The 23,595-nt window shown below is 67.7% G+C and carries 25 protein-coding genes and 2 tRNA genes; 24 read left to right on the top strand and 3 right to left on the bottom strand.

Features of this window, described 5'->3' with window-relative positions:
- Nucleotides 1-6: 6 nt before the first annotated feature.
- Nucleotides 7-333: a TfoX/Sxy family protein gene (locus HD600_RS00240; RefSeq protein ID WP_241731691.1), complete on the top strand. Its 327-nt coding sequence runs from the start codon at nt 7-9 to the stop codon at nt 331-333.
- 49 nt (nt 334-382) lie between these two features.
- On the opposite strand, the gene HD600_RS00235 is transcribed toward HD600_RS00240, so the two are convergent.
- Nucleotides 383-628 carry a hypothetical protein gene (locus tag HD600_RS00235; RefSeq protein ID WP_144796651.1) on the bottom strand — a complete coding sequence of 82 codons (246 nt, stop codon included), beginning with the start codon at nt 626-628 and terminating at the stop codon, nt 383-385.
- Nucleotides 629-688: 60 nt separating this feature from the next.
- On the opposite strand from HD600_RS00235, the gene HD600_RS00230 reads away from it, so the two are divergent.
- From HD600_RS00230 to HD600_RS00155, 16 genes are all read left to right on the top strand, one after another.
- Nucleotides 689-1,108 carry a MarR family winged helix-turn-helix transcriptional regulator gene (locus HD600_RS00230; protein WP_184284565.1) on the top strand — a complete coding sequence of 140 codons (420 nt, stop codon included), beginning with the start codon at nt 689-691 and terminating at the stop codon, nt 1,106-1,108.
- A gap of 26 nt (nt 1,109-1,134) precedes the next feature.
- Nucleotides 1,135-1,863 carry a DUF4129 domain-containing protein gene (locus tag HD600_RS00225; protein ID WP_184280738.1) on the top strand — a complete coding sequence of 243 codons (729 nt, stop codon included), beginning with the start codon at nt 1,135-1,137 and terminating at the stop codon, nt 1,861-1,863.
- Nucleotides 1,860-2,330, top strand: coding sequence for a hypothetical protein (locus HD600_RS00220; protein ID WP_184280737.1), 471 nt, complete (start codon nt 1,860-1,862; stop codon nt 2,328-2,330). The genes HD600_RS00225 and HD600_RS00220 overlap by 4 nt, the downstream gene beginning before the upstream one ends.
- Nucleotides 2,327-3,292 carry an AAA family ATPase gene (locus HD600_RS00215; protein WP_184280735.1) on the top strand — a complete coding sequence of 322 codons (966 nt, stop codon included), beginning with the start codon at nt 2,327-2,329 and terminating at the stop codon, nt 3,290-3,292. Before HD600_RS00220 ends, HD600_RS00215 begins: the two co-directional genes overlap by 4 nt.
- A complete protein-coding gene (locus HD600_RS15105) occupies nt 3,289-4,554 on the top strand; it encodes a DUF58 domain-containing protein (RefSeq protein WP_184280733.1) in 1,266 nt (421 codons plus the stop codon). The genes HD600_RS00215 and HD600_RS15105 overlap by 4 nt, the downstream gene beginning before the upstream one ends.
- Nucleotides 4,551-5,078, top strand: coding sequence for a hypothetical protein (locus HD600_RS00205; protein ID WP_184280731.1), 528 nt, complete (start codon nt 4,551-4,553; stop codon nt 5,076-5,078). The genes HD600_RS15105 and HD600_RS00205 overlap by 4 nt, the downstream gene beginning before the upstream one ends.
- Before the next feature lie 46 nt (nt 5,079-5,124).
- Nucleotides 5,125-8,013, top strand: coding sequence for an excinuclease ABC subunit UvrA (gene uvrA / locus HD600_RS00200; RefSeq protein ID WP_184280729.1), 2,889 nt, complete (start codon nt 5,125-5,127; stop codon nt 8,011-8,013).
- Nucleotides 8,013-9,920 (top strand): excinuclease ABC subunit UvrC, encoded by a 1,908-nt coding sequence (gene uvrC, locus HD600_RS00195; RefSeq protein WP_184280727.1) that lies wholly within the window; start codon nt 8,013-8,015, stop codon nt 9,918-9,920. The genes uvrA and uvrC overlap by 1 nt, the downstream gene beginning before the upstream one ends.
- A gap of 28 nt (nt 9,921-9,948) precedes the next feature.
- Complete coding sequence (gene rapZ, locus HD600_RS00190; RefSeq protein ID WP_144796636.1) at nt 9,949-10,821, top strand: RNase adapter RapZ; 873 nt, start codon at nt 9,949-9,951, stop codon at nt 10,819-10,821.
- A 73-nt stretch (nt 10,822-10,894) separates the two neighbouring features.
- The gene (gene whiA, locus HD600_RS00185; protein WP_144796634.1) at nt 10,895-11,872 is read left to right on the top strand and encodes a DNA-binding protein WhiA; all 978 of its coding nucleotides are present in this window, start codon (nt 10,895-10,897) and stop codon (nt 11,870-11,872) included.
- 158 nt (nt 11,873-12,030) lie between these two features.
- Nucleotides 12,031-12,657, top strand: coding sequence for a superoxide dismutase (locus HD600_RS00180; RefSeq protein ID WP_144796632.1), 627 nt, complete (start codon nt 12,031-12,033; stop codon nt 12,655-12,657).
- A gap of 104 nt (nt 12,658-12,761) precedes the next feature.
- Nucleotides 12,762-13,772 carry a type I glyceraldehyde-3-phosphate dehydrogenase gene (gene gap, locus HD600_RS00175; RefSeq protein ID WP_144796630.1) on the top strand — a complete coding sequence of 337 codons (1,011 nt, stop codon included), beginning with the start codon at nt 12,762-12,764 and terminating at the stop codon, nt 13,770-13,772.
- Nucleotides 13,773-13,779: 7 nt separating this feature from the next.
- Nucleotides 13,780-14,994, top strand: coding sequence for a phosphoglycerate kinase (locus HD600_RS00170; RefSeq protein WP_184280725.1), 1,215 nt, complete (start codon nt 13,780-13,782; stop codon nt 14,992-14,994).
- Nucleotides 14,985-15,776: a triose-phosphate isomerase gene (gene tpiA, locus HD600_RS00165; RefSeq protein ID WP_144796626.1), complete on the top strand. Its 792-nt coding sequence runs from the start codon at nt 14,985-14,987 to the stop codon at nt 15,774-15,776. The genes HD600_RS00170 and tpiA overlap by 10 nt, the downstream gene beginning before the upstream one ends.
- Nucleotides 15,777-15,859: 83 nt before the next feature.
- Nucleotides 15,860-16,108: a preprotein translocase subunit SecG gene (secG, locus tag HD600_RS00160; RefSeq protein ID WP_144796624.1), complete on the top strand. Its 249-nt coding sequence runs from the start codon at nt 15,860-15,862 to the stop codon at nt 16,106-16,108.
- Nucleotide 16,109: 1 nt separating this feature from the next.
- Nucleotides 16,110-16,466 (top strand): RNA polymerase-binding protein RbpA, encoded by a 357-nt coding sequence (locus HD600_RS00155; protein WP_144796622.1) that lies wholly within the window; start codon nt 16,110-16,112, stop codon nt 16,464-16,466.
- Nucleotides 16,467-16,528: 62 nt separating this feature from the next.
- Here HD600_RS00155 and HD600_RS00150 read toward each other — a convergent pair whose 3' ends face one another.
- Entirely contained in the window at nt 16,529-17,731 is a 1,203-nt protein-coding gene (locus HD600_RS00150) for a hypothetical protein (RefSeq protein ID WP_144796620.1), read from the bottom strand.
- A gap of 24 nt (nt 17,732-17,755) precedes the next feature.
- Nucleotides 17,756-17,829 (bottom strand) — tRNA-Gly (locus HD600_RS00145).
- 104 nt (nt 17,830-17,933) lie between these two features.
- Between HD600_RS00145 and HD600_RS00140 the strand changes: the two genes are divergently transcribed.
- The 7 genes from HD600_RS00140 to deoC all read left to right on the top strand — a co-directional run bounded on the left by HD600_RS00140 (nt 17,934) and on the right by deoC (nt 23,589).
- Nucleotides 17,934-18,010 (top strand) — tRNA-Pro (locus HD600_RS00140).
- Nucleotides 18,011-18,069: 59 nt separating this feature from the next.
- Complete coding sequence (gene tig, locus HD600_RS00135; RefSeq protein WP_184280723.1) at nt 18,070-19,599, top strand: trigger factor; 1,530 nt, start codon at nt 18,070-18,072, stop codon at nt 19,597-19,599.
- Nucleotides 19,600-19,669: 70 nt separating this feature from the next.
- The gene (locus tag HD600_RS00130) at nt 19,670-20,152 is read left to right on the top strand and encodes a tetratricopeptide repeat protein (protein WP_184280721.1); all 483 of its coding nucleotides are present in this window, start codon (nt 19,670-19,672) and stop codon (nt 20,150-20,152) included.
- A gap of 33 nt (nt 20,153-20,185) precedes the next feature.
- Nucleotides 20,186-20,827: an ATP-dependent Clp protease proteolytic subunit gene (locus HD600_RS00125; protein WP_277816232.1), complete on the top strand. Its 642-nt coding sequence runs from the start codon at nt 20,186-20,188 to the stop codon at nt 20,825-20,827.
- Between the two features lie 19 nt (nt 20,828-20,846).
- Nucleotides 20,847-21,488, top strand: a complete 642-nt coding sequence (locus HD600_RS00120) for an ATP-dependent Clp protease proteolytic subunit (RefSeq protein ID WP_144796568.1) — start codon at nt 20,847-20,849, stop codon at nt 21,486-21,488.
- A 167-nt stretch (nt 21,489-21,655) separates the two neighbouring features.
- Entirely contained in the window at nt 21,656-22,591 is a 936-nt protein-coding gene (locus tag HD600_RS00115; RefSeq protein ID WP_184280719.1) for a sugar-binding domain-containing protein, read from the top strand.
- On the top strand, nt 22,588-23,589 hold the full coding sequence (deoC, locus tag HD600_RS00110; protein WP_184280717.1) for a deoxyribose-phosphate aldolase: 1,002 nt from the start codon (nt 22,588-22,590) through the stop codon (nt 23,587-23,589). The genes HD600_RS00115 and deoC overlap by 4 nt, the downstream gene beginning before the upstream one ends.
- Nucleotides 23,590-23,595: the final 6 nt, after the last annotated feature.

The following is a 23,595-nucleotide window of genomic DNA, read 5'->3' as shown; positions in this document are numbered from 1 at the left end:
ACGATCATGGACGCTGCGGCTGCGGAGATGGCGGATCGGGTTCGTGCGCTCCTCATGTCCGAACCGGGGCTCGAGGAGAAGCGCATGTTCGGCACACGCGCGTTTCTGCTCGACGGACGCATCCTCGTCGGTGTCAGGGCTGGGGCCGTGCTGCTCGTGCGCGTGACGCCGGAGCGCGGGACGACACTGCTGACCGAACCGGGTGTGGCGGTCGCCGTCATGGGGGCGAAGTCGATGGGGCCGAGTTGGTTGGACGTTGCGCCCACGGTGCTCGACGACGACGAGGCGTTGATGTTCTGGATCGATGCCGCGCGGGAGAGCGCGGCTGCCTGAACACGCCGGTTCGCCGTCGACCCGGCCGCGTCGCGCGGTGTCGCGCGGTTCAGGAGGGGCAGTGCATGAGCGGCTTCGGGCCGCTGCGATCGATCTCGTGGGCCGTCATCGGCTGACCGCACAGCGGACATGCGCGCTCGGCGCGCTGCGCAGCGGTCGGGGGAGGAGTGGACTCGTACGGGCCGACCGCGGCGGGACCTGCGAGACGGACGAGGTTCGTGTTGAACCACCGGTACAGCCCGCCGGCTTCGCGGATGCGCGTCCGCAGTGGCACTCGTTCTGAAGGATTCTCCATGACTATTAGTGTACTAACGATTAGTGCGTGTACGATCGTGGCGTGGTTGATGCTCATGACATGCTCAGGCTCGAGAACCAGCTGTGCTTCGCCCTCGTCACCGCAGCGCGCAACGTCGTGGCCATCTACCGGCCGATCCTGGAACCGCTCGGGCTCACCCATCCGCAGTACCTCGTGATGCTCGCGCTCTGGGAACGATCGCCGCGGACGCTGAACGACCTCGCCGTCGATCTCGCACTGGACCCCGCGACGGCGTCGCCGCTGGTGAAGCGCCTCGAGAAAGAAGGGCTCATCGCTCGCGAGCGCAGCAGCGCGGACGAGCGGCGACTCGAGATCAGGCTGACTGAAGCGGGCGTGCAGCTGCGTGAGCGAGCGCTCGACGTCCCTCGCCAGGTGATGGTCGCGGTGGGCATGGACATCGATCAGATCGCTGCGCTCCGGGACGGTTTGTCCCCATTCGCAGGTCGCGCCGCCGTCTGATCGACTCGCCCGCATAGGGTGAGGGGATGTCGACGTCGCCGCCGTTCCTGCGCGAACGACGGGGAGGACGAGTGTCGCTGGCCGTCGGCATCCTCGCAGCGTTCGGAGCCGTGATGCTCGCGGCGTCCGTGCAGGGCACGCCGACGCTGACCCCCGCCGACTTCCTCTCCTCGACGCCGGCCCCCGTCGTGCTCCCGGACGAGGCCGCGTCGCCGCTCGCCACGCCGATGCCCCTGCCCGAACCGTCGAACGATGTCGTCGGGGCGATCCTCGGCGTGATCTTCCTCCTGCTCGGTGCAGCCGTGGTCGCGCTGCTCGCGACCCTGCTCGTGCGGGCGCTCATGCGCATGTGGCGCGATCGCCCTCACCGCCGTCGCGACACGGCCGAGGTGGGTGCGGAGACGGTGTCGACGGAGGCCCCTCGGGAGGCGGACGCTGCCGCGCCGGTGATCCGCCGCGGCATCGCGGGTGCGCTCCGGATCATCGACGAACGCGCCGATCCGCATGACGCGATCATCGCCGCGTGGGTGGGCTTGGAGGAGAGCGCGGCCGATGCCGGCCTCGTCCGAGGTCGGAGCGAGACTCCGGCGGAGTTCACGTTGCGCATCATCACCCGTCGCGAGGGCATCACCGATGCGGCGACCTCGCTGTTGCGACTGTACGAACAGATCCGCTTCGGCGGACATGCGTCCGGCGAAGACGACCGCGCGGCGGCGCGCAGCGCGCTCCGGATGATCGAGGAGGGCTGGCGATGACCCGCGGACGCACAACCGCCGCCGTGGTGGTCGCCATCGTCGTCGCGGCCCTGCTCTGGCTCGTCGTCGGCGTCGAAGAGGTCTTCGCGGTGGCGTGGGGCGTCCTCGCCGGCGTCGTCGTGCTCTGCTCCCAGCTCGTCATCCCCGACGATGCCCGCACGGATGCCGTGGTGCTCCCGTCCGGTCCGGAGAAGCGGGGGACCGCGGTCGCGCGCATGGCATGGTCGATCAACCCGCGTACCGGGGCGGTAGGGGACATCATCACGCGGCGCGTACGCGGCATCCTGCGGCACCGCCTCCTGCGACGAGGACTCGACACCGAAGACCCCGCCGATCGCGCACAGATCGACGCGCTCATCGGCGCCGGTCTCTGGGACCGACTCACCGGGCAGGGCACGCACAGAACCGACATCGAACGCGCGCTCGATGCCATCGACCGGCTCTCGCCGACGAAGGAGAAGCAATGACGCAGAACACCTCGATCGCCGACACCGGCGCGCAGATCCTCGCTGCCGTCCGCACGGTCGTCGTCGGCATGGACGATCCCGTGGAGATCGCGCTTGCCACCGTCCTCGCCGGCGGCCATGTGCTGTTCGAGGACGTCCCCGGGCTCGGCAAGACGCTCGCGGCGCGCAGCCTGGCGTCCGCGCTCGGGCTCGGTTTCCGACGCCTGCAGTGCACGCCGGACATGCTTCCCGGCGACGTGACCGGATCATACGTGTACGCCCCCGACACCGGGGAGTTCGTGTTCCGGCCCGGCCCGATCTTCACCGGTCTGCTGCTCGCCGACGAGATCAACCGCACGACGCCGAAGACCCAGTCCGCCATGCTGGAGGCGATGGCCGAGGGGCAGGTCACGGTGGAGGGCAACAGCTTTCCGCTGCCCGCTCCCTTCCACGTCATCGCGACGTCGAACCCCATCGAGTACGAGGGGACGTATGCGCTCCCCGAAGCCCAGCTCGATCGCTTCATGGTGCGGCTGTCGGTCGGATACCCCGAGGCGGACGGGGAGGCGCAGATCCTGCTCAACCGGATGGAGCGCAGACGGGCGGCAGCCCACGTCGCGCCGGTGATCGACGCGCAACGTCTGGTGGAGCTTCAGCAGGCGGTGGAGGCGATCCACGTCCACCCGGACATCGCCCGGTACTGCGTCGAGATCACGAGAGAGACCAGGCGCGCCCAGAACGTCGCCGTCGGTGCGTCGCCGCGCGGGTCCTTGGGTCTTCTCCTTCTCGGAAGAGCGCTCGCCGCTCTGGACGGTCGCGATTTCGTGCGGCCGGACGACATCAAACGGATCGCCGTACCGGTGCTCGCACATCGCCTCACCCTGACACCGCAGGCCTGGGCGCAGGGCATCAGCGCGGACCAGATCGTCGCAGGGGTCGTCGGCCGCGTCGCGGTCCCCCCGACGGTGAGTGCGCCGGCGTGACGGAGAACCCGGCGCGTGAACGGTGGGGGCCGGGATTCGTCCTCGGTCTCATCGCGGCGATCGCCTTCGGTATCGCCGGGCTGGTGTTCTCGCGTCCCGACATCGTCGCGCTGGGACTGCCGTTTGCGCTCCTCACGGTGTGGGGGATGCTGCGGGCACCGACGGCGACCCCGGTCGCCGTCGAGCTCGAGGACGTGCCGGCGGCGGGGAACGCCGACCGGCGCGAGACCGCCGTGCGCGTGACAGGTGATGCCGAGATGGCGCAACTGGTGATGGTGCAGTCCGAGCGCCGGACGCGTCGTCTCATCGTGCCGACGAATGGCTCCCCGGTGATCGCATGGAGCCGCTCGCTGCACTCGGGGCCGGTGAACGCCGTGACCGCCTCCGGGCGAGGGATCTCCATGGACGGCAGCATCCTCGAGACCCCGTCCCCTCTCGTGCGCGCGACGCGCCACGTCGCGCCGGGGCTGACCGTGCTGCGCCACCTCCCGCTGTCCCGCCGCCTCACCGGGATGCAGGGCGGGCACCAGGGGCGGCGCCTCGGGCAGGGCGGGGACTTCCGCGACATCCACCCGTTCGTCCCGGGCGATGAGCTCCGGCGTGTCGACTGGCGGGCGACGGCACGCGTGGCGCGCAATCGCGGAGAGCTGCTCGTCCGCCGCACCGACACGCTGAGCGACGCGACCATGGTGATCGCCATCGACACCGCTGATGATCTCGGCGAGGTGGTGGCGACCTGGGGGAGCGGCGATCTCGAACGCAGCGGGACGACATCGCTCGATCTCGCGCGGCTCGCCGCCAGGTCGATCGCGGTGAGCGCCGTCGCCGCAGGGGACAGGGTGGCCCTGCACGTGCTGACCCATGGTGGCAGATCCGTGCGAAGCGGCGCAGGGCGGAAACACCTCGCGAAGGTGGAAGCGGCGATCGCCGCGACAGGTCAGGCCGGCGAGGATGCCCGATTCCGACGGACGCCGCCGGTGCCGCACGGCTCGGCGGTCTTCGTGCTGTCGACGTTCTTCGACGGCGCCGCCGCCGATGCTGCACTGGCGTGGCGTGCGGCGGGTCATGCCGTCGTCGCCGTCGACGTCCTGCCATCATTGGAGACACGACGGCTCAGTCCGGAACAGCGGCTGGCCCTGCGCACGGTACTCGCGGAGCGCGAGGACGTGCTGCACGACCTGCGCAGCGCCGACATCGACGTCGTGACCTGGCGGGATGACCCGGCCACCGAGCTCGACGCCGCAGCGAGGGCTCGGCGATGAGGATCGCCCGGCGGGCCGACGACGGCATCCGCACCGGACCGGCGATCCCCGGCGCCGTCATGCACCTGCTTCTGCCGATCGTCGCGACGCTCGCCGCCCTGCTCCTGCCGGTTCTCGGATGGCAGATCGCGGTGATCGTCGCGGCGGTGATCGGGATGCTGTTCCCGCAGACGTTCGCCGGATGGCTGGCGATCGCGTGCCTGGCCGTCGGCCTGCTGCTCGTCGAGCCGGAACCGTGGCAGAGCATGCTCGCCGTACTCGCGGTGCATCTCCTGCATGTGCTCTCGTGCGTCCTCCCGGCGGTCCCGTGGCGGGGGCCGGTCGTCCTCGCTGCGCTGCGCCCGACACTGCGCCGTTTCGTCGTCGTGCAGCTGGTGGCGCAGCCGATGACGTTTGCAGCGTTGTGGCTGCACGCGCTCGACACGACCGCCGTCCCCGCCGCGGCGCTGGTGGGCGCGGCGGCTCTCGCGGTGTTCGCGATCTTCCTCGTGCGTCGCATCCTCGGTCGCTCCCGCGGAGTCTGAACGTCGTCCCAGGGCCGATGTCCGTGGTCCCTCGTAGACTTGTTCGGTGCCCATAGTCCCCGTCGCAACCCCAGGAAAACTCAGTGTCCGCGGTGCCCGCGTGCACAATCTCAAGAACGTCGACATCGACATCCCGCGCGACTCCCTCGTCGTGTTCACCGGCCTTTCCGGGTCCGGCAAGTCGAGCCTCGCCTTCGACACGATCTTCGCCGAGGGTCAGCGGCGTTATGTCGAGTCGCTGAGCGCGTACGCGCGCCAGTTCCTCGGTCAGGTGGACCGGCCGGACGTCGACTTCATCGAGGGTCTGAGCCCGGCGGTGTCGATCGACCAGAAGTCGACGAACCGCAACCCCCGCTCGACGGTGGGCACCATCACCGAGATCTACGACTACATGCGTCTGCTCTGGGCGCGCATCGGCATCCCGCACTGCCCCGAGTGCGGTGAGCGCATCCAGCGGCAGACCGTGCAGCAGATCGCCGACCAGCTCATGGAGCTGCCGGAGCGCACCCGCTATCAGATCGTCGCCCCCATCGTCTCGCAGAAGAAGGGCGAGTTCGTCGACCTGTTCCGCGAGCTCGGCGCCAAGGGCTATTCGCGGGCGATCGTCGACGGCGACCTCATCCAGCTCGCGGAGCCGCCGAAGCTCAAGAAGAGCTACAAGCACGACATCGCCGTCGTCGTCGACCGCCTCGTGGCGTCGGACGACATCCTCGGCCGCGTCACCGATTCGGTCGAGACGGCACTTGGTCTGGCAGGCGGCGTCGTGCAGGTCAACTTCGTCGACGAAGAGGGCGACGACGCATGGCAGTCCTTCTCCGAGAAGCTCGCGTGCCCAAACGGGCACCCGATCACGCTCACCGAGGTCGAGCCGCGGACGTTCTCGTTCAACGCGCCTTTCGGGGCCTGCCCGACGTGCTCGGGACTCGGCACCCGCATGTCGGTGGACGTCGATCTCATGCTCGCCGACGAGGAGCTCTCCATCCGTGAGGGTGTCATCATCCCGTGGACCACTCAGGGCAAGGGGCTCTTCCAGTACTACGAGCGCCTTCTCGAGGGGCTCTCCCGTGACCTCAACTTCTCGCTCGACACGCCCTGGAAGGACCTCCGCGTCGACGTGCAGGACGCCGTCCTCCGCGGGGACAACTACAAGGTCACCGTGAAGTGGAAGAACCGCTACGGCCGTGAGATGCGCTACGCCTCCGGTTTCGAGGGCGTCGTGCCCTACATTGAGCGCCAGTACGCCCAGGCCGAGAGCGACAACCAACGCGCCAGGTGGGCCGAATACCTCCGCGAGGTCCCGTGCCCGGTGTGCAACGGCGACCGTCTGAAGCCCGAGGTCCTCGCGGTCAAGGTGCACGAGCACTCGATCGCCGAGATCTCGCACCTCAGCCTCTCCGACGCTCGCGATTTCATGGAGCAGCTCGTCCTCACCGACCGTGAGGCGAAGATCGCGGCACAGGTGCTGCGCGAGATCCGTCTCCGTCTGGACTTCCTGCTGCAGGTCGGGCTGAACTACCTCAACCTCAGCCGTGCGGCCGGTTCCCTCTCCGGTGGAGAGGCCCAGCGGATCCGCCTGGCGACGCAGATCGGATCCGGGCTCACCGGTGTGCTCTACGTCCTCGACGAGCCGTCGATCGGCCTTCATCAGCGTGACAACCGGCGACTCATCAGAACCCTGCAGAAGCTGCGCGACCTGGGCAACACGCTCATCGTCGTCGAGCACGATGAGGAGACGATCGAAGCCGCGGACTGGGTGGTCGACATCGGACCGGGCGCCGGCGTGAACGGCGGAGACGTCGTGCACTCCGGGCCGTACTCCGCGCTCCTGAGCGACACCGAGTCCATGACGGGGGACTACCTCGCAGGGCGCAGGGAGATCCCCACGCCGAGCAAGCGCAGGAAGATCGACAAGAAGCGTCAGCTGACCGTCGTCGGCGCGCGCGAGAACAACCTGAAGAACGTCACCGTGAACTTCCCGCTCGGCGTCCTCACCGCGGTCACCGGGGTGAGCGGTTCCGGCAAGTCCTCGCTCGTGAACGACATCCTGTACCGGGTCCTGGCCTCCAAGCTCAACGGTGCACGGACGCTGGCGGGCAAGCACACCCGGGTCACCGGTCTCGACAACCTCGACAAGGTCGTGCACGTCGATCAGGCGCCGATCGGTCGCACACCGCGGTCGAACCCGGCCACCTACACCGGCGTGTTCGATCGCATCCGCTCGCTGTTCGCCGAGACGCCGGAGGCCAAGGTCCGCGGCTACCAGCCCGGCCGGTTCAGCTTCAACGTCAAGGGTGGGCGCTGCGAGGCGTGCTCGGGCGACGGCACGATCAAGATCGAGATGAACTTCCTGCCCGACGTGTACGTCGACTGCGAGGTCTGCCACGGCAAGCGCTACAACCGCGACACTCTCGCTGTGCACTACAAGGGCAAGAACATCGCCGAGGTCCTCGAGATGCCCATCGAGGAGGCCGCGGAGTTCTTCGAGCCGATCCAGGCGATCCATCGCTACATGAAGACGCTCGTGGACGTCGGGCTCGGGTACGTCCGCCTCGGCCAGTCGGCGACGACGCTGTCCGGTGGTGAGGCGCAACGTGTCAAGCTCGCCACCGAGCTTCAGCGCCGCAGTAACGGTCGCAGCATCTACGTCCTCGACGAACCGACGACCGGTCTGCACTTCGAAGACGTCCGCAAGCTGCTCGAGGTGCTCAACGGTCTGGTGGACAAGGGCAACACGGTCATCGTCATCGAGCACAACCTCGACGTCATCAAGTCGGCCGACTGGGTCATCGACCTCGGTCCGGAGGGCGGCTCGGGAGGCGGTGAGGTCCTCGCCGTCGGCACGCCGGAGCAGATCGCCCGGGTCGATGAGAGTCACACCGGACTGTTCCTCGCCGAGATCCTCGAGGAGGGGCGCGGAGCCAGGAAGGCCAGCTGATGGCCAACGTGCTTCCGTACAAGCCGGCGCAGGGTGAGATCCCCACGGCACCGGGGGTCTATCGGTTCCTCGACGCTCAGGGGCGGGTGCTGTACGTCGGCAAGGCGAAGAACCTGCGCCAGCGCCTGTCGAACTACTTCGCGCCGCTTCGCACCCTGCACGAGCGCACGAGGCGGATGGTGACCACGGCGTCGTCCGTGGAGTGGACGGTCGTGCCCACCGACGTGGACTCCCTGCAGTTGGAGTACATGTGGATCAAGGAGTTCGATCCGCCGTTCAACGTCCGGTACAAGGACGACAAGTCCTACCCGTTCATGGCGGTCACCCTCGGTGACGAGGCGCCTCGGGTGATGGTCACGCGAAACAGGAAGATCCCCGGTGCGCGGTACTTCGGTCCGTACCCGAAGGTGTGGGCCGTCCACGAGACCATCGACCTGATGATCAAGGCGTTCCCGATCCGCACGTGCAGTGATGCCAGTTACAAGCGCGCGATGGCCACCGGCAGGCCGTGCTTCCCCGGTCAGATCGGCAAGTGCGGCGGACCGTGCTCGATGAAGGTGACCATCGAAGAGCACCGGGCCATCGTGAACGACTTCGTCGCGTTCATGGCGGGCGGCGACGAGCGCTTCAAGAAGGAGCTCACCGCGCGCATGCGCGCGGCATCGGCCGCGATGGACTACGAGGCGGCTGCGCGGTACCGCGATCAGATCATCTCGATCGACGCCGTGCTCGGCAAGAGCGCGCTGGTGCTGCCCGCCGACGAGGACGCCGATCTCTTCGGCATCGCAGAGGACGAGTTGGCTGCCGCCGTGCAGCAGTTCACGATCCGCGGCGGACGCATCCGCGGCGTCAGGGCCACGACCATCGAGAAGGAGATCGACATCTCCGGCGCCGACCTCGTCGACCAGGTCCTGCAACGCGCCTACGGAGACGGAGTGGACATCCCACGTCGCATCCTCGTGCCGCATCTGCCGGACGCCGCGGCCGACCTCGAAGTCTGGCTGAGAGAGCGCCGCGGCAAGCGCGTCGAGATCGCCGTGGCGCAGCGGGGCCAGCGTGCCGACCTCATGCGCACCGCGACACTGAACGCGCAACAGGCGCTGATCCGTCACAAGACCCGCCGCACGAGCGACTATGTCGCACGCACTCAGGCCCTCACCGATCTACAGGAGGCGCTCGACCTGAGCGAGGCCCCGCTGCGCATCGAATGCTTCGACATCTCTCATCTGGGCGGCACCAACGTCGTCGCCTCGATGGTGGTGTTCGAGGACGGGCTTCCGCGCAAGGACCAGTACAGGTCGTTCAACATCGCGGAGACGACAGACGACACCGACTCGATGTACCAGGTGCTCATGCGCCGCCTCGCATATCTCGATCGGCCGGAGGAGGAGCGCGAGCCGGACAGCGAGGTCGTCACCGATCCGCTGGCGACCGACGCCGAGGTCGTCACCACGCGCAAGAAGCCGCGCTTCGCCTACCCGCCGCAGCTGCTCCTCGTCGACGGTGGGAAGCCGCAGGTCGAAGCGGCGGCTCGAGCGCTGCGCGACTCCGGACACACCGAGATCGGGCTGTGCGGCATCGCGAAGCGCCTCGAGGAGGTGTGGCTCCCGGGCGAGGACTTCCCGGTGATCCTGCCTCGCACGAGCGAGTCGCTCTATCTGCTGCAGCGCCTCCGCGACGAGGCGCACCGGTTCGCCATCACCCACCAGCGCAAGCGGCGCAGGCGGGACATCTCCTCCGTGCTGGAGGAGGTGCCGGGGCTCGGGGCATCACGCATCAAGGCGCTGCTCAAGCACTTCGGCTCCGTGAGTGCACTCAAGGGTGCCACGTCCGAACAGATCCAGGAGGTCCCCGGCATCGGGCCGGCCCTGGCCCAGAGCATCCACAGCCACCTCGGGAATGGATAGGCTGGACTCCACGGGAGAGGGAGTACGGATGACCGCCGAGGAGAGGAATGAGTTCCTCATCGTCACCGGGATGTCCGGTGCGGGAAGATCCACGGTGGCGAACGCCCTGGAAGATCTGGGATGGTACGTCGTCGACAACCTCCCGCCGCAGATGCTGCCGCCCCTGCTCGACCTCACCGGACTCGGCGGGGGTGCGCTGCCCAAAGTCGCCGCGGTCGTCGACGTGCGCGGACGCAACCTGTTCAACGACTTCCCGGAGGTCGCCCGCGCACTCCGGTCGCGGGGCAGCGTGCGCGTCGTGTTCCTCGATGCCTCGGACGACGTCCTCGTCCGCCGATTCGAGGCGGTGCGACGTCCGCATCCGCTGCAGGAGGACGGCACACTGCTCGACGGCATCCGCCTCGAACGGTCCCGACTCACTCTCGTGCGCGAATCGGCCGACATCGTCATCGACACGTCCTCGCTGAACATCCACCAGCTGGCGACCCAGGTCTCAGAGACCTTCTCCGAGGAAGGCGCGGCCAGACACCGGCTGACCATTCTCAGCTTCGGCTTCAAGTACGGGCTCCCCACCGACGTGGATCTCGTCGCCGACATGCGGTTCCTCCCGAACCCGTTCTGGAACGACGAACTCCGCGGCCTCACCGGTCAGGATTCGCAGGTGCGCGACTACGTCCTCGGACAGGAGGGCGCGTCGGAGTTCCTCGACGCGTACGCCGCCGCGCTCACACCCGTACTCGAGGGGTACCAGCGGGAGAACAAGGGGCATTCGACGGTGGCGATCGGCTGCACGGGCGGCAAGCACCGCTCCGTCGCGATGGCGGAAGAGCTCGCGAAGCGTCTCTCCGCAGTCCCCGGCGTCGCGGTGAGTGTGCGGCATCGGGACCTCGGACGCGAGTGAGGGCCGCAGGTCGCGGGCGGTAAACTGATTCTTTGCGTCGCGATCCGACGCGCCAAGCTTTTCAAGGAGTCCCGTGGCACTTACCACCGATGTCAAGGCTGAGCTCGTCAGCATCCGCAATGCACCCCCCACGGTGCGCGTCGCTGAGGTGACCGCGATCCTCCGGTTCGCCGGCGGTCTGCACTCCATCGCCGGTCGTGTCGCCGTCGAGGCAGAGGTGGACGCAGATCTGCTCGCACGTCGCGTGGCTCGCGATCTGGCCGAGATCTACGGTGTCCGGCCTGAGATCGCTCAGGTGCAGTCGGCGAGCTCGCACGAGGGAGCGCGCTACGCCGTGCGCGTCATCGGCGCGGGGGAGACCCTCGCCCGCCAGACCGGTCTCCTCGACCAGCGCCGGCGCCCGGTGCGCGGCCTTCCCAACCGCCTGACCACCGGTTCCCGCGAGGAGATCGCGGGTCTGTGGCGTGGCGCGTTCCTCGCCGCAGGCTCTCTCTCCGAGCCGGGTCGTTCCGCCATGCTCGAGGTCTCCTGCCCGTCGTCCGAGGCGGCGATGGCTCTCGTGGGTGCCGCGCACCGTCTCGGCGTCGCCGCGAAGGCGCGCGAAGTGCGCGGGATGCCGCGTGTCGTGGTCCGCGAAGGCGAAGCGATCCGCTCCCTGCTCGCCCAGATGGGCGCTCAGAAGACGGCCGCGGCCTGGGAGGAGATGCGCCAGCGCCGCGAGGTGCGCGCGGGAGTGAACCGCCTGGTGAACTTCGACGACGCCAACCTCCGTCGCTCCGCGCAGGCGGCGGTCGCCGCATGCGCCCGTGTCGAGCGCGCGCTCGAGATCCTCGGCGACACCGTCCCCGATCATCTGCGTCTCGCGGGAGAGCTGCGGCTCTCGCACCGCGATGCGAGCCTCGACGAGCTCGGTCACCACGCCGATCCGCCGCTGACGAAGGATGCCGTCGCCGGCCGCATCCGACGACTGCTGGCGATGGCGGACAAGCGCGCGCAGCAGGAGGGCATTCCGGGCACCGAATCCGCGGTTCCCGCCGGCCTCGACGTCTGATCTCATCGACATCCGATCTCATCGGTCATCCGCGGAAGCATCCTGGCCCCGCGTGCGTTGTCGTCAGTAGGATGAAGTTCGTCTGCTCCGCGTCGCATTCGGGTGGCGCGGACGAAGCGACAAGCGCCGCGTCGCGGCGCGGATTGGATGAAAGCGACATGGCCACATACACGCTCCCCGACCTCCCGTACGACTTCGCGGCGCTGGAACCGCACATCAGCGGCAAGATCATGGAGCTGCACCACGACAAGCACCACGCGACCTACGTCGCCGGCGCGAACGCGGCCCTCGAGGGGCTCGCGGAGGCACGTGAGAGCGGCAACCTCGCCAACGTCAACAAGCTCGAGAAGGACCTCGCCTTCAACCTCGGCGGGCACGTGAACCACTCGATCTTCTGGACCAACCTCTCGCCGAACGGCGGCGGACAGCCCGAGGGCGAGCTCAAGGCTGCGATCGACGAGTACTTCGGATCGTTCGAGAAGTTCCAGGCGCACTTCACTGCTGCGGCCACGGGCATCCAGGGATCCGGATGGGCGGTCCTCAGCTGGGACTCGATCGGCCAGCGCCTGATCATCCAGCAGCTGTTCGACCAGCAGGCGAACACCGCTCAGGGCACGATTCCGCTGTTCCAGCTCGACATGTGGGAGCACGCCTTCTACCTCGACTACCTCAACGTGAAGGCCGACTACGTCAAGGCGGCCTGGAACATCGCCAACTGGGAGAACGTCGCGCAGCGCCTCGACGTCGCCCGTAAGCAGACGAACGGCCTGCTGGTACTGTCGTAAACAAGACGGGCGTCCCGACGGACATCAAGCCCGTCGGGACGCCGTCGTCCACGAATTCTCTATTGAAACGCGCGAGAGCGCACGAGAAACAGGGAGAGACCTTAGTGTCTGTCAAGATCGGCATCAACGGCTTCGGCCGTATCGGACGCAACTTTTTCCGCGCGGCTCTCGCGCAGGGTGCGGACCTCGAGATCGTCGCGGTGAACGACCTCACCGACAACAAGAGCCTCGCGCATCTGCTCAAGTACGACTCGGTCGGCGGCGTCCTCGACGCCGAGATCAGCTACGACGATGAGAGCATCACCGTCAACGGCAAGCAGATCAAGGCCTTCGCGGAGCGCGACCCCGCCAACCTTCCGTGGGGCGAGCTGGGCGTCGACATCGTCATCGAGTCGACCGGGTTCTTCACCAAGGCGGAGCTGGCCAAGAAGCACATCGACTCCGGTGCCAAGAAGGTCCTCATCTCCGCTCCCGCCTCCGGCGCGGACGGCACGTTCGTCCTCGGCGTGAACGAGGAGTCCTACGACCCGGCCAACCACCACATCATCTCGAACGCGTCCTGCACCACGAACGCCCTGGCTCCTCTCGCCAAGGTCTTCAACGACGCATTCGGCATCGAGCGCGGCTTCATGATGACCGCGCACGCCTACACCGCCGACCAGAACCTGCAGGACGGCCCGCACGCCGATCTGCACCGTGCGCGCGGCGCGGCGATCAACATCGTCCCGGCATCCACGGGTGCGGCGAAGGCGATCGGCCTCGTCCTCCCCGAGCTCGACGGCAAGCTGAGCGGTTCGTCCTACCGCGTGCCCGTCCCCACGGGCTCGATCGTCGACCTGACGCTCGTCACCGACCGCGACGACCTCACGGTCGACGAGATCAACGCCGCGTACCGCAAGGCCGCTGAAGAGGGCTCCCTCGCCGGCTACCTGCAGTACAACGCCGACCCGATCGTGTCGAGCGACATCCAGCACAACGCGCACTCGTCGATCTTCGACTCGACGCTGACCAACGTCAGCGGCAACCTCGTCAAGGTCTCCAGCTGGTACGACAACGAGTGGGGCTACTCCAACCGTCTCGTCGACCTGACCGAGTACGTCGCAGAGCGTCTCTGAGCACATCATGACCCTGCGCACCCTGGAATCACTGGGGTCGCTCGAGGGCAAGCGCGTCATCGTCCGTTGTGACCTGAACGTCCCCCTGAAGGACGCGGTCATAACGGACGATGGCCGTGTACGCGCCTCGTTGCCGACCTTGAAGACGCTCATCGAAGCGGGAGCCCGCGTCGTCGTGTGCTCCCACCTCGGACGCCCCGACGGCGCTCCGGACCCCCAGTACAGCCTCGAGCCGGTCGCGAAGCGGCTGTCCGAGCTGCTGGAGCAGCCGGTCGCGTTCGCGACGGACACCGTCGGTGAGTCGGCGCGCGACACCGTCGCGAGCCTCGAGAAGGGCGAGATCGCCGTGCTCGAGAACCTGCGTTTCAACGCGGGGGAGACCTCCAAGGATGACGGGGAGCGCGAGGCGTTCGCCGCGCAGCTCGCAGAACTCGGCGACGCGCTGGTGTCCGACGGCTTCGGCGTCGTCCACCGCAAGCAGGCCAGCGTGTACGACCTCGCCAGCGTCCTGCCGTCCGCTGCCGGTCTGCTGATCGCCGCGGAACTCGACGTTCTCGACCGGCTCACGGAGAAGCCGGAGAGCCCGTACACCGTCGTCCTCGGCGGTTCGAAGGTGAGCGACAAGCTCGGCGTGATCTCGCACCTGCTTCCGCGCGTCAACCGGCTCCTCATCGGCGGGGGGATGCTGTTCACGTTCCTCGCCGCGCAGGGCCACGCCGTGGCATCCAGTCTTCTGGAGAAGGACCAGCTCGTCACCGTTCGCGGGTACCTCGCGGATGCCGCCGAGCGCGGCGTCGAGATCGTCGTGCCGACCGATGTCATCGTGGCCGAGTCGTTCTCGGCGGATGCCGCGCACGAGACCGTCGCGGCGGATGCGATCGAGGAGTCCTCGTTCGGCAGCTCCGGCATCGGACTCGACATCGGTCCGGAGACGGCCGAGCGCTTCGCCGAGGCCATCCGTGGGTCGAAGACGGTGTTCTGGAACGGCCCGATGGGCGTGTTCGAGTTCCCGGCGTTCGCCGGCGGGACCAAGGCCGTCGCACAGGCGCTCACCGAGGTCGACGGCCTCGGCGTCGTCGGCGGTGGTGACTCCGCTGCCGCGGTGCGTCAGCTCGGATTCACCGACGACCAGTTCGGTCACATCTCGACGGGCGGAGGCGCCAGCCTCGAGTTCCTCGAGGGCAAGAAACTACCCGGCCTGGAGGTGCTCGGATGGGCGTGACAACCCGAACCCCGCTGATCGCGGGCAACTGGAAGATGAACCTGGACCACCTGCAGGCGGTCGCGTTCGTGCAGAAGCTGCACTGGGCGCTCAAGGATGCCAAGCACGAGGACGGGTCGGTCGAGGTGGCGGTGTTCCCTCCGTTCACCGATATCCGCAGCGTGCAGACGCTCATCGACGCGGACAAGATCCCGTTCGCCCTCGGCGCGCAGGACCTGTCTGCGCATGACTCCGGTGCGTACACCGGTGAGGTGTCCGGCGCGTTCCTGTCGAAGCTCGACGCGAAGTACGTCATCATCGGTCACTCGGAGCGCCGTGAGTACCACGCCGAGTCCGACGACGTGGTCGCCGCCAAGGTGCAGGCTGCGCTCAAGCACGGCCTCGTGCCGGTGATCTGCGTCGGCGAGACCGCTGAGGACCTGGAGAAGTTCGGCGCGAGCGCCGTTCCGGCCGGTCAGCTCGAGGCCGCGCTCAAGGGCGTTCCGGCATCTGCGGACATCGTCGTGGCGTACGAGCCCGTCTGGGCGATCGGTTCCGGCCAGGCCGCGACTCCCCAGCAGGCGCAGGACGTGTGCGCCGCGCTGCGTGGCGTCGTCGCGCGCACCCTCGACGAGGATGCCGCGGCACGGACCCGGATCCTTTACGGCGGATCGGTGAAGGCGGCGAACATCGCCAGCTTCATGCGCGAGCCCGATGTGGACGGCGCACTCGTCGGTGGGGCGAGCCTCATCGTCGACGATTTCGCCGCGATCATCCGTTTCGAGAAGCACGTCGGCGTCTGAGCGGGTGACGGGGCTGCGGCCCCGCACCTGCGTATACTTGACGTTTGCGGGCATCCGAACGCCCAATCGAAAGGCTTTCCCTCGTGGCAATTCTTGAGTTCGTTCTGCAGGTCCTGCTGGGTATCACCAGCGTCCTGCTGACACTCCTCATCCTTCTCCACAAGGGCCGCGGAGGCGGTCTGTCCGACATGTTCGGTGGTGGCATGACCTCGGCTGTCGGCTCGTCCGGTCTCGCGGAGCGAAACCTCAACCGATTCACTGTCGTCCTGGCGCTCGTGTGGTTCCTCTCCATCGTGGCGCTCGGTCTCATCACGAAGCTCGAGGTGATCTGATATGGCCACTGGAGGAAACGCCATCCGCGGAACGCGCGTCGGCTCCGGCCCGATGGGCGAGCAGGACCACGGGTACCACGCCGACCGCATCGCGGTGTCCTACTGGGACGGGCTCGGCAACGAGACGGTCCGGTACTTCGCCGCCGGTCTTCCCGACGAGGAGATCCCGGAGACGATCGATCACCCCCAGTCGGGTCTGCCGGCCGGGCGTGACAAGAACAACCCGCCGGAGCTCGCCAAGAACGAGCCGTACAAGACGCACCTCGCCTACGTGAAGGAGCGTCGCACCGAGGACGAGGCGGAGCAGCTTCTCGACGAGGCGCTCACGCAGCTGCGCGAACGTCGCGGCCAGGCCTGAATCATCCGGATGAGACCGCCGTACCCTCCGGGGTGCGGCGGTCTCGTCGTCTGCCTGGCGGCTCAGCGACAGCCTGCAGCGGTGTCGATCAGTTCCTGAGGGGGCGGTCCGTATGCGGATGTCCCGTTCGCGTCGTCCGTGTAACCCATGCTGATGGCCCACGCCGTCGCCCACGCCTCGATCGTGTTCGTGTCGGTGTCGTCGTACATCCCGACGCACTTGATGCTGATCGCGTGGCCGACCTCATGCGCGACGAGCGCGCGGCTGCGGTCGCTGGGCCAGAACTCGGCCACGGAGTTCGTCAGCTCGATGTTCGCGTACCCGGGATCGCCGTACCACCATGACGCCAGGCCGGCCATGCTCTCGCCCTGGCCGTAGCCGATGACGATCGGCGACCAGTCGAAATCGAGAAGCACATCGGGGGCGAGGCCACGGGCGAACGCCTCGATCTCGAGGCGCGCCTGATACAGCGGTCCCTCCTTCTCGGCGAGCTCCGCCTGTTCCGATGCGAGCATGGCGACGGCGGCCGCCTCCAGGTCGCGGTACGCGTCGGCCGTGTTGGAATCCAGGACCTCTGCGCCGTCGAGCCACTCGGCCGCGGCGCGCAGCGACAGGATGTCGCGGTTACGAGCCGACACATGTGCGTCCTCGAACCCCTCTGCGGCGTCCGCGGCGACCTGCACCGCGGCCAAGCCGGCCTCGCTGACGGCATCCGTTGCCGACGCGAGTGCGGCGCTCGCGGAATCGAGATCGTCGCGTCGCTCCTCGACGGTGATCCGGTCCTCGTTCAATCGTGATGTCTGGCTGAACAGTTCCCACGCCCAGTCCGGCTTCTCGCCGGCGTGGAGGAGCAGCGAGCTGGTGAGTGCCGTGGCATCCGTCTCCGCGTAGCTGAGCTCTGCGACAGCGGCGTCGAGGGCTTCCCGCGCTCCGGCATCCATGAGGTTTCCGGTGTCCGCGTCCTGCACGAGTGCTGCGGGATCCATCACCTCCGGTAGGAGGGACAGTCCCTGTTCGAGAGCCACCTGGCTCGTGGCGGCGTCGGCCACCGCTTCGTCGAACGCGACGAGCGCGTCGTCGTATCCGAGGTTGGCGTTCCACTGGACGCCCGCGCACACCGCACCGACCACGGCGACACTGAGGATGCCGACGACGAGACCGATGCGTCGCCTGCGCGGCGGATTCCGCGGGGCGGGGGAGTCCGACCCACTGAGGACCGGGGGAAGGAGGTGGCCGCCTTGCTCAGAGAAAGCTGACATCGTCATGCCATCTCCTCTGAAAAGGGGAAGTGGAGGGGATGACGGGAATCGAACCCGCACCATCAGTTTGGAAGACTGAGGCTCTACCATTGAGCTACATCCCCGGAGCGGAACGCGATGTTCCGTACCGACTGTAAAAGCATAGCGGACGTTGTGCATGCTCCTGTCCGTTAGACTCGTGAAGGCCGTTTCCCCGCGCGGGTACAACCGGGGCGTAGCTCAGCTTGGTAGAGCGCCCGCTTTGGGAGCGGGAAGTCGCAGGTTCAAATCCTGTCGCCCCGACCACGGCCCCTCGACCTCAGGCCGCGCGGTTCGCGCGGAAATCCAAAGGAGAACAGACAAGCATGGCGAACAGCACCGTTGAGAAGCTGACCCCGACGCGGGCCAAGCTCACCATCACGGTCACTCCGGACGACCTCAAGCCCAGCATTGCTCACGCGTACGAGCACATCGCGCAGGACGTCCAGATCCCCGGATTCCGCAAGGGCAAGGTTCCTGCCCCGATCATCGACCAGCGCATCGGACGCGGCGCCGTCATCGAGCACGCCGTCAACGAGGGTCTCGACAAGTTCTTCCGTGAGGCGGCGACCGAGCAGAAGCTCCGCGTCGTCGGCCGTCCGTCCGCTGACATCACGCAGTGGCCGAACGAGAAGGACTTCTCCGGCGACCTGATCGTCGAGGTCGAGGTCGACGTGCGCCCCGAGATCGAGGTTCCCGAGCTCTCTGACATCACCCTCACGGTGGACGCCGTCGAGGCTGACGAGGCCGCCCTCGAGGCTGAGGTCGACAAGCTGCGTGCCCGCTTCGGAACGCTGATCCCCGTCGATCGCCCTGCGGCCAAGGGTGACTTCGTGGAGCTCGACCTCGTCGCCGCCATCGACGGCACCGAGATCGACCGCGCCGAGGGCGTCTCCTACGAGGTCGGCTCCGGCGAACTGCTTGAGGGCATCGACGACGCCGTCGAGTCGCTCACCGCAGGCGAGGACACCACGTTCCGTTCCAAGCTGGTCGGCGGCGACCACGCCGGTGAAGAGGCCGAGGTCTCCGTCACCATCAAGTCGGTCAAGGAGCGCGAGCTTCCCGAGGCGGACGACGAGTTCGCGCAGATCGCCAGCGAGTTCGACACCATCGCCGAACTGCGTGACAGCCTGTCGGAGCGCGTGAACGAGCAGGGCGTCTTCGCTCAGGGCTCGGCCGCTCGCGACCAGCTCATCGAGACGCTCCTCGAGAAGATCGAGATCCCCGTCCCGCCGCAGCTCATCGAGGATGAGGTGCACAACCACCTCGAGTCCGAGAACCGCCTCGAGGACGACGAGCACCGCGCCGAGGTCACCGAGGCCAGCGAGAAGCAGTTCCGCACCCAGGTGCTCCTCGACACGATCGCCGAGCAGTCCGACGTGCAGGTCTCGCAGGAAGAGCTCACGCAGTACCTGATCCAGTCCGCTGCGCAGTACGGGATGGCGCCGCAGGAGTTCGTCGAGGCGCTGCAGTCCTCGAACCAGCTCCCCGCGCTCGTCGGCGAGGTCGCCCGTAACAAGGCGCTCGCGATCGCTCTCGGCAAGGTGAACGTCGTCGACTCGAACGGTAAGGCCGTCGACCTGTCGAGCCTGGTCGCCGTGGACGAGGACGAGGCTGCCGAGGACGGCGACGCCGCCGAGGCAGAGGAGAAGCCCGCGAAGAAGGCTGCTGCCAAGAAGCCCGCCGCGAAGAAGACCCCCGCCAAGAAGTCGGACGACGCCGCTGACGAGAAGCCCGCGGCGAAGAAGGCTCCCGCCAAGAAGGCTGCGGCGAAGAAGGATGAGGCTGACGAGCCCGCCGCCAAGAAGCCGGCGACCCGCGCAGCCGCGAAGAAGGCGGCCGAGAAGGCCGAGTGATCGCACGGCGATCCTGACGAGAGGGCGGATGCTTCGGCATCCGCCCTCTCGCATTCCGGAGGAGGGTTCCATGGATCGGTGGCAAGAACGAATCGACGCCGTCTGGGGTGACGACACGATCTCCGACGATGAGCGCATACGAGCCATCGACGCACTCGCCCTCGAGCGCGCCGCCGATGACCCTGTCGCCCTCTTCGAACGCGCGGGAGCGAGGGACAGCGCCGGTGCCGAGCTCGCTGCCAAGGCTCTGTACCGACAGGCCCTGGACGGCGGACTCGACGAGGAGCGTCGCGTGCGGGCGACCATCCAGCTCGCCAGCACTCTCCGCAACCTCGGCGAGATCGAGGAGAGCCTCCGGATGCTGCGTGAGGAGCATGACCGGCCCGGGATCATCCTGCATGACGAGGTCGCCGCGTTCTACGCACTCGCCCTCGCATCGTCCGGTGACACGGCGGCCGCGACATCCGTCGCGCTGGAGACGCTGGCTCCGCATCTGAGTCGGTACCACCGGTCCGTGACGGCCTACGCCCGTGCTTTAGGCGGCGACACCTGATATGCCGACGGCGAACACGACCTGAGCGCTGCGTTGTCGCCGGTAGATTCGAATCACCGAACACGGAAACAGGAGCTTGAAATGGCTGCAGAACCCCTTGTCGCGACGAGCGTCTTCGACAGGCTGCTCAGAGACCGCATCATCTGGCTGGGTTCAGAGGTGCGTGACGAGAATGCGAACGAGATCTGCGCGAAGATTCTTCTTCTCGCCGCAGAGGACTCGGAGAAGGACATCTACCTCTACGTCAACTCGCCCGGTGGATCGATCACCGCGGGTATGGCGATCTACGACACGATGCAGTTCGTGCCCAACGACATCGTCACCGTCGGCATCGGCATGGCGGCATCCATGGGTCAGCTGCTGCTGACCGCCGGCACCAAGGGCAAGCGGTACATCACCCCGAACGCCCGTGTGCTGCTGCACCAGCCGCACGGCGGCTTCGGCGGCACCTCCAGCGACATCCAGACGCAGGCTCAGCTCATCGTCTCGATGAAGAACCGCCTCGCCGAGATCACGGCTGCGCAGACCGGCAAGTCCGTCGAGCAGATCAACGAGGACGGCGACCGCGACCGCTGGTTCACCGCGGAAGAGGCGCTCGAGTACGGCTTCGTCGACCACATCCGCGAGTCGGCCACCGATGTCATCGGCGGCGGCGGCACGGACGTGGCTGAGTAACGGATTCGAGAGGACAACCATGTACACCCCCACCTTCCAATCCGCAGGCAACCTGCCCTCCAGCCGCTACGTGCTCCCGCAGTTCGAAGAGCGCACGGCCTACGGCTTCAAGCGTCAGGACCCCTACAACAAGCTGTTCGAGGACCGCGTGATCTTCCTCGGCGTGCAGGTCGATGACGCATCGGCCGACGACGTGATGGCGCAGCTGCTGGTTCTCGAGAGCCAGGACGCCGAGCGCGACATCACGATGTACATCAACTCGCCCGGTGGCTCGTTCACCGCCATGACGGCGATCTACGACACGATGCAGTACGTCGCTCCGCAGATCCAGACCGTCGTGCTCGGGCAGGCGGCATCCGCAGCCTCCGTGCTGCTCGCCGCCGGTGCCCCCGGCAAGCGCCTCGCCCTCCCGAACGCCCGCGTGCTCATGCACCAGCCGGCGATGGGGGAGGCCGGTCACGGGCAGGCATCCGACATCGAGATCCAGGCCGCCGAGATCCTGCGCATGCGCACGTGGCTCGAGGAGACCATGGCCAAGCACACCGGGAAGCCGGTCGAGCAGGTCAACCGGGACATCGATCGCGACAACATCCTCTCGGCCGCCGAGGCGCTCGAGTACGGCATCGTCGACCAGGTGCTGACGACGCGCAAGCGCGCCTAGTATCCGGCACAGAGCAGGGGCGGTGGTCTTCGGGCCACCGCCCTTCTGCGTGCCTGGCGCAGCGCCGGACAACGGATGTGCAGCGCGCCTAGGAGATGTTGCTCGTATGCGCAGCAACGTGCGCAAACGCTTGCGAGTGCTTAGGCTGAACACGGAAGGAGGATGCCGTGAACGAAGACCTGCTCATCGTGCGAGTGGCCGAGCTCTACTACGACGAGAACAAGACTCAGGACGAGATCGGCGCCCTCCTCAAGATCTCGCGTTGGAAGGTCGGGCGCCTGCTGACCCAGGCCAGGGTCAAGGGCATCGTCCGGATCGAGATCGTGCATCCCCGCGCCCGGCGTCTCGGCCTCGAGCGCGACGTCGTCGAGCGGTTCCGTCTCGCTGACGCCGTGGTCGTCCCGACACCGGATGATGAGACCACCGTGCTCGAGCGCGTCGCACAGGCGGCGGCCGATCATCTCGCCGCCATGCGCCCGGTGCCGCGCACGCTCGCCGTCAGCTGGGGGCGCACGCTCTCCGCGGTCGCCGATGCCCTTCCCGAGGGGTGGGCGAACGGTGTGAGCGTCGTGCAGCTCAACGGCGGCGTGAGCCTCAACCGGCGGTCGGGCGGCGCGGCGAGCCTCGCCATGACGATCGCCCAGCGCGCCGGCGGGCAGGCGACGCTCCTCCCGAGCCCGGCGATCCTCGAGCGCGTGGAGACGAAGCAGGCCATCGAGAGCGACCGCACCGTCGCCGCGATCCTCGAGCAGGCCGCCGACGCGCAGACCTACCTCTTCTCGGCCGGACCAGCCGACGCGTCCTCCGCACACGTCGAGAACGGGTATCTCAAGCCTGTCGACATCGAGGAACTCGCACGACGCGGTGCGGTGGGCGATGTCCTCGGCCGTTACATCGATGCGGACGGCAACGTCGTCGATCCGCAACTCGACGCCCGCACCGTCGGAGTGAGCCTCGATCGGCTCCGCTCCGCCGCCCAGACGATCTTCGTCACCGCCGGAAGTGCGAAGCACGACATCGCGCGTACAGTCGTCAGCAACGGCCTGTGCAGCGTCCTGGTGACCGATGAGACCACAGCCCGAGCATTGTTGGAGGAACGATGACGACCACAGAACTGGCCCGCCGCAGCGCGGTTGACGTGCTGGGCGGTGAGCCGGACGACGCGACGCTTCGACGGTTCCTGCACGGCCTCCCCGGAGTCGATGCGACCGGCCTCGAGCAGCGGGCCGCCGGCCTCGGCACCCGGTCGATCAAGACCACGTCCAAGGCATGGGCGATCGACAAGATCATCTCGCTGATCGACCTCACGACCCTCGAGGGCGCCGACACTCCCGGCAAGGTGCGTTCGCTCGTCGCCAAGGCCAAGACGCCGGACGCGGCCGACCCGTCCACGCCGCTGGTCGCCGCTGTCTGCGTGTACGGCGACATGGTCGGGGATGCCGTCGAAGCGCTCGGCGCGATGCACGGCGACCCCGACGACGGCAGGATCTCCGTCGCCGCTGTGGCGACGGCCTTCCCCAGTGGTCGCTCCTCTCTCGCCATCAAGCTCGCCGACACGGCCGAAGCCGTTGCCGCCGGCGCGGACGAGATCGACATGGTCATCGACCGAGGGGCGTTCCTGTCCGGACGCTACGGACTCGTGTTCGACCAGATCGCCGCAGTGAAGGAAGCGTGCCGCCGTGAGGACGGCACGTACGCCTCGCTGAAGGTCATCCTCGAGACCGGTGAGCTGAACACCTACGACAACATCAAGCGCGCCTCCTGGCTCGGCATCCTCGCCGGTGGCGACTTCATCAAGACCTCCACCGGCAAGGTCCAGCCCGCGGCCACTCTGCCGACGACACTGCTGATGCTCGAGACGGTTCGCGACTGGTATCGCGCCACCGGCGAGAAGATCGGCGTGAAGCCCGCCGGCGGCATCCGCACCTCGAAGGACGCCATCAAGTACGTCGTCACCGTCGCCGAGACCGCGGGGGAGGAATGGCTGCAGCCGCACCTGTTCCGCTTCGGTGCGTCGAGCCTGCTCAACGACGTCCTGCTGCAGCGGCAGAAGCTCACGACCGGCCACTACTCCGGCCCCGACTACGTCACGATCGACTGAGGACAG

The organism is Microbacterium ginsengiterrae, from assembly GCF_014205075.1.
Taxonomy (GTDB): Bacteria; Actinomycetota; Actinomycetes; order Actinomycetales; family Microbacteriaceae; genus Microbacterium; species Microbacterium ginsengiterrae.
This window is presented reverse-complemented; position numbering and strand designations above follow the sequence as displayed.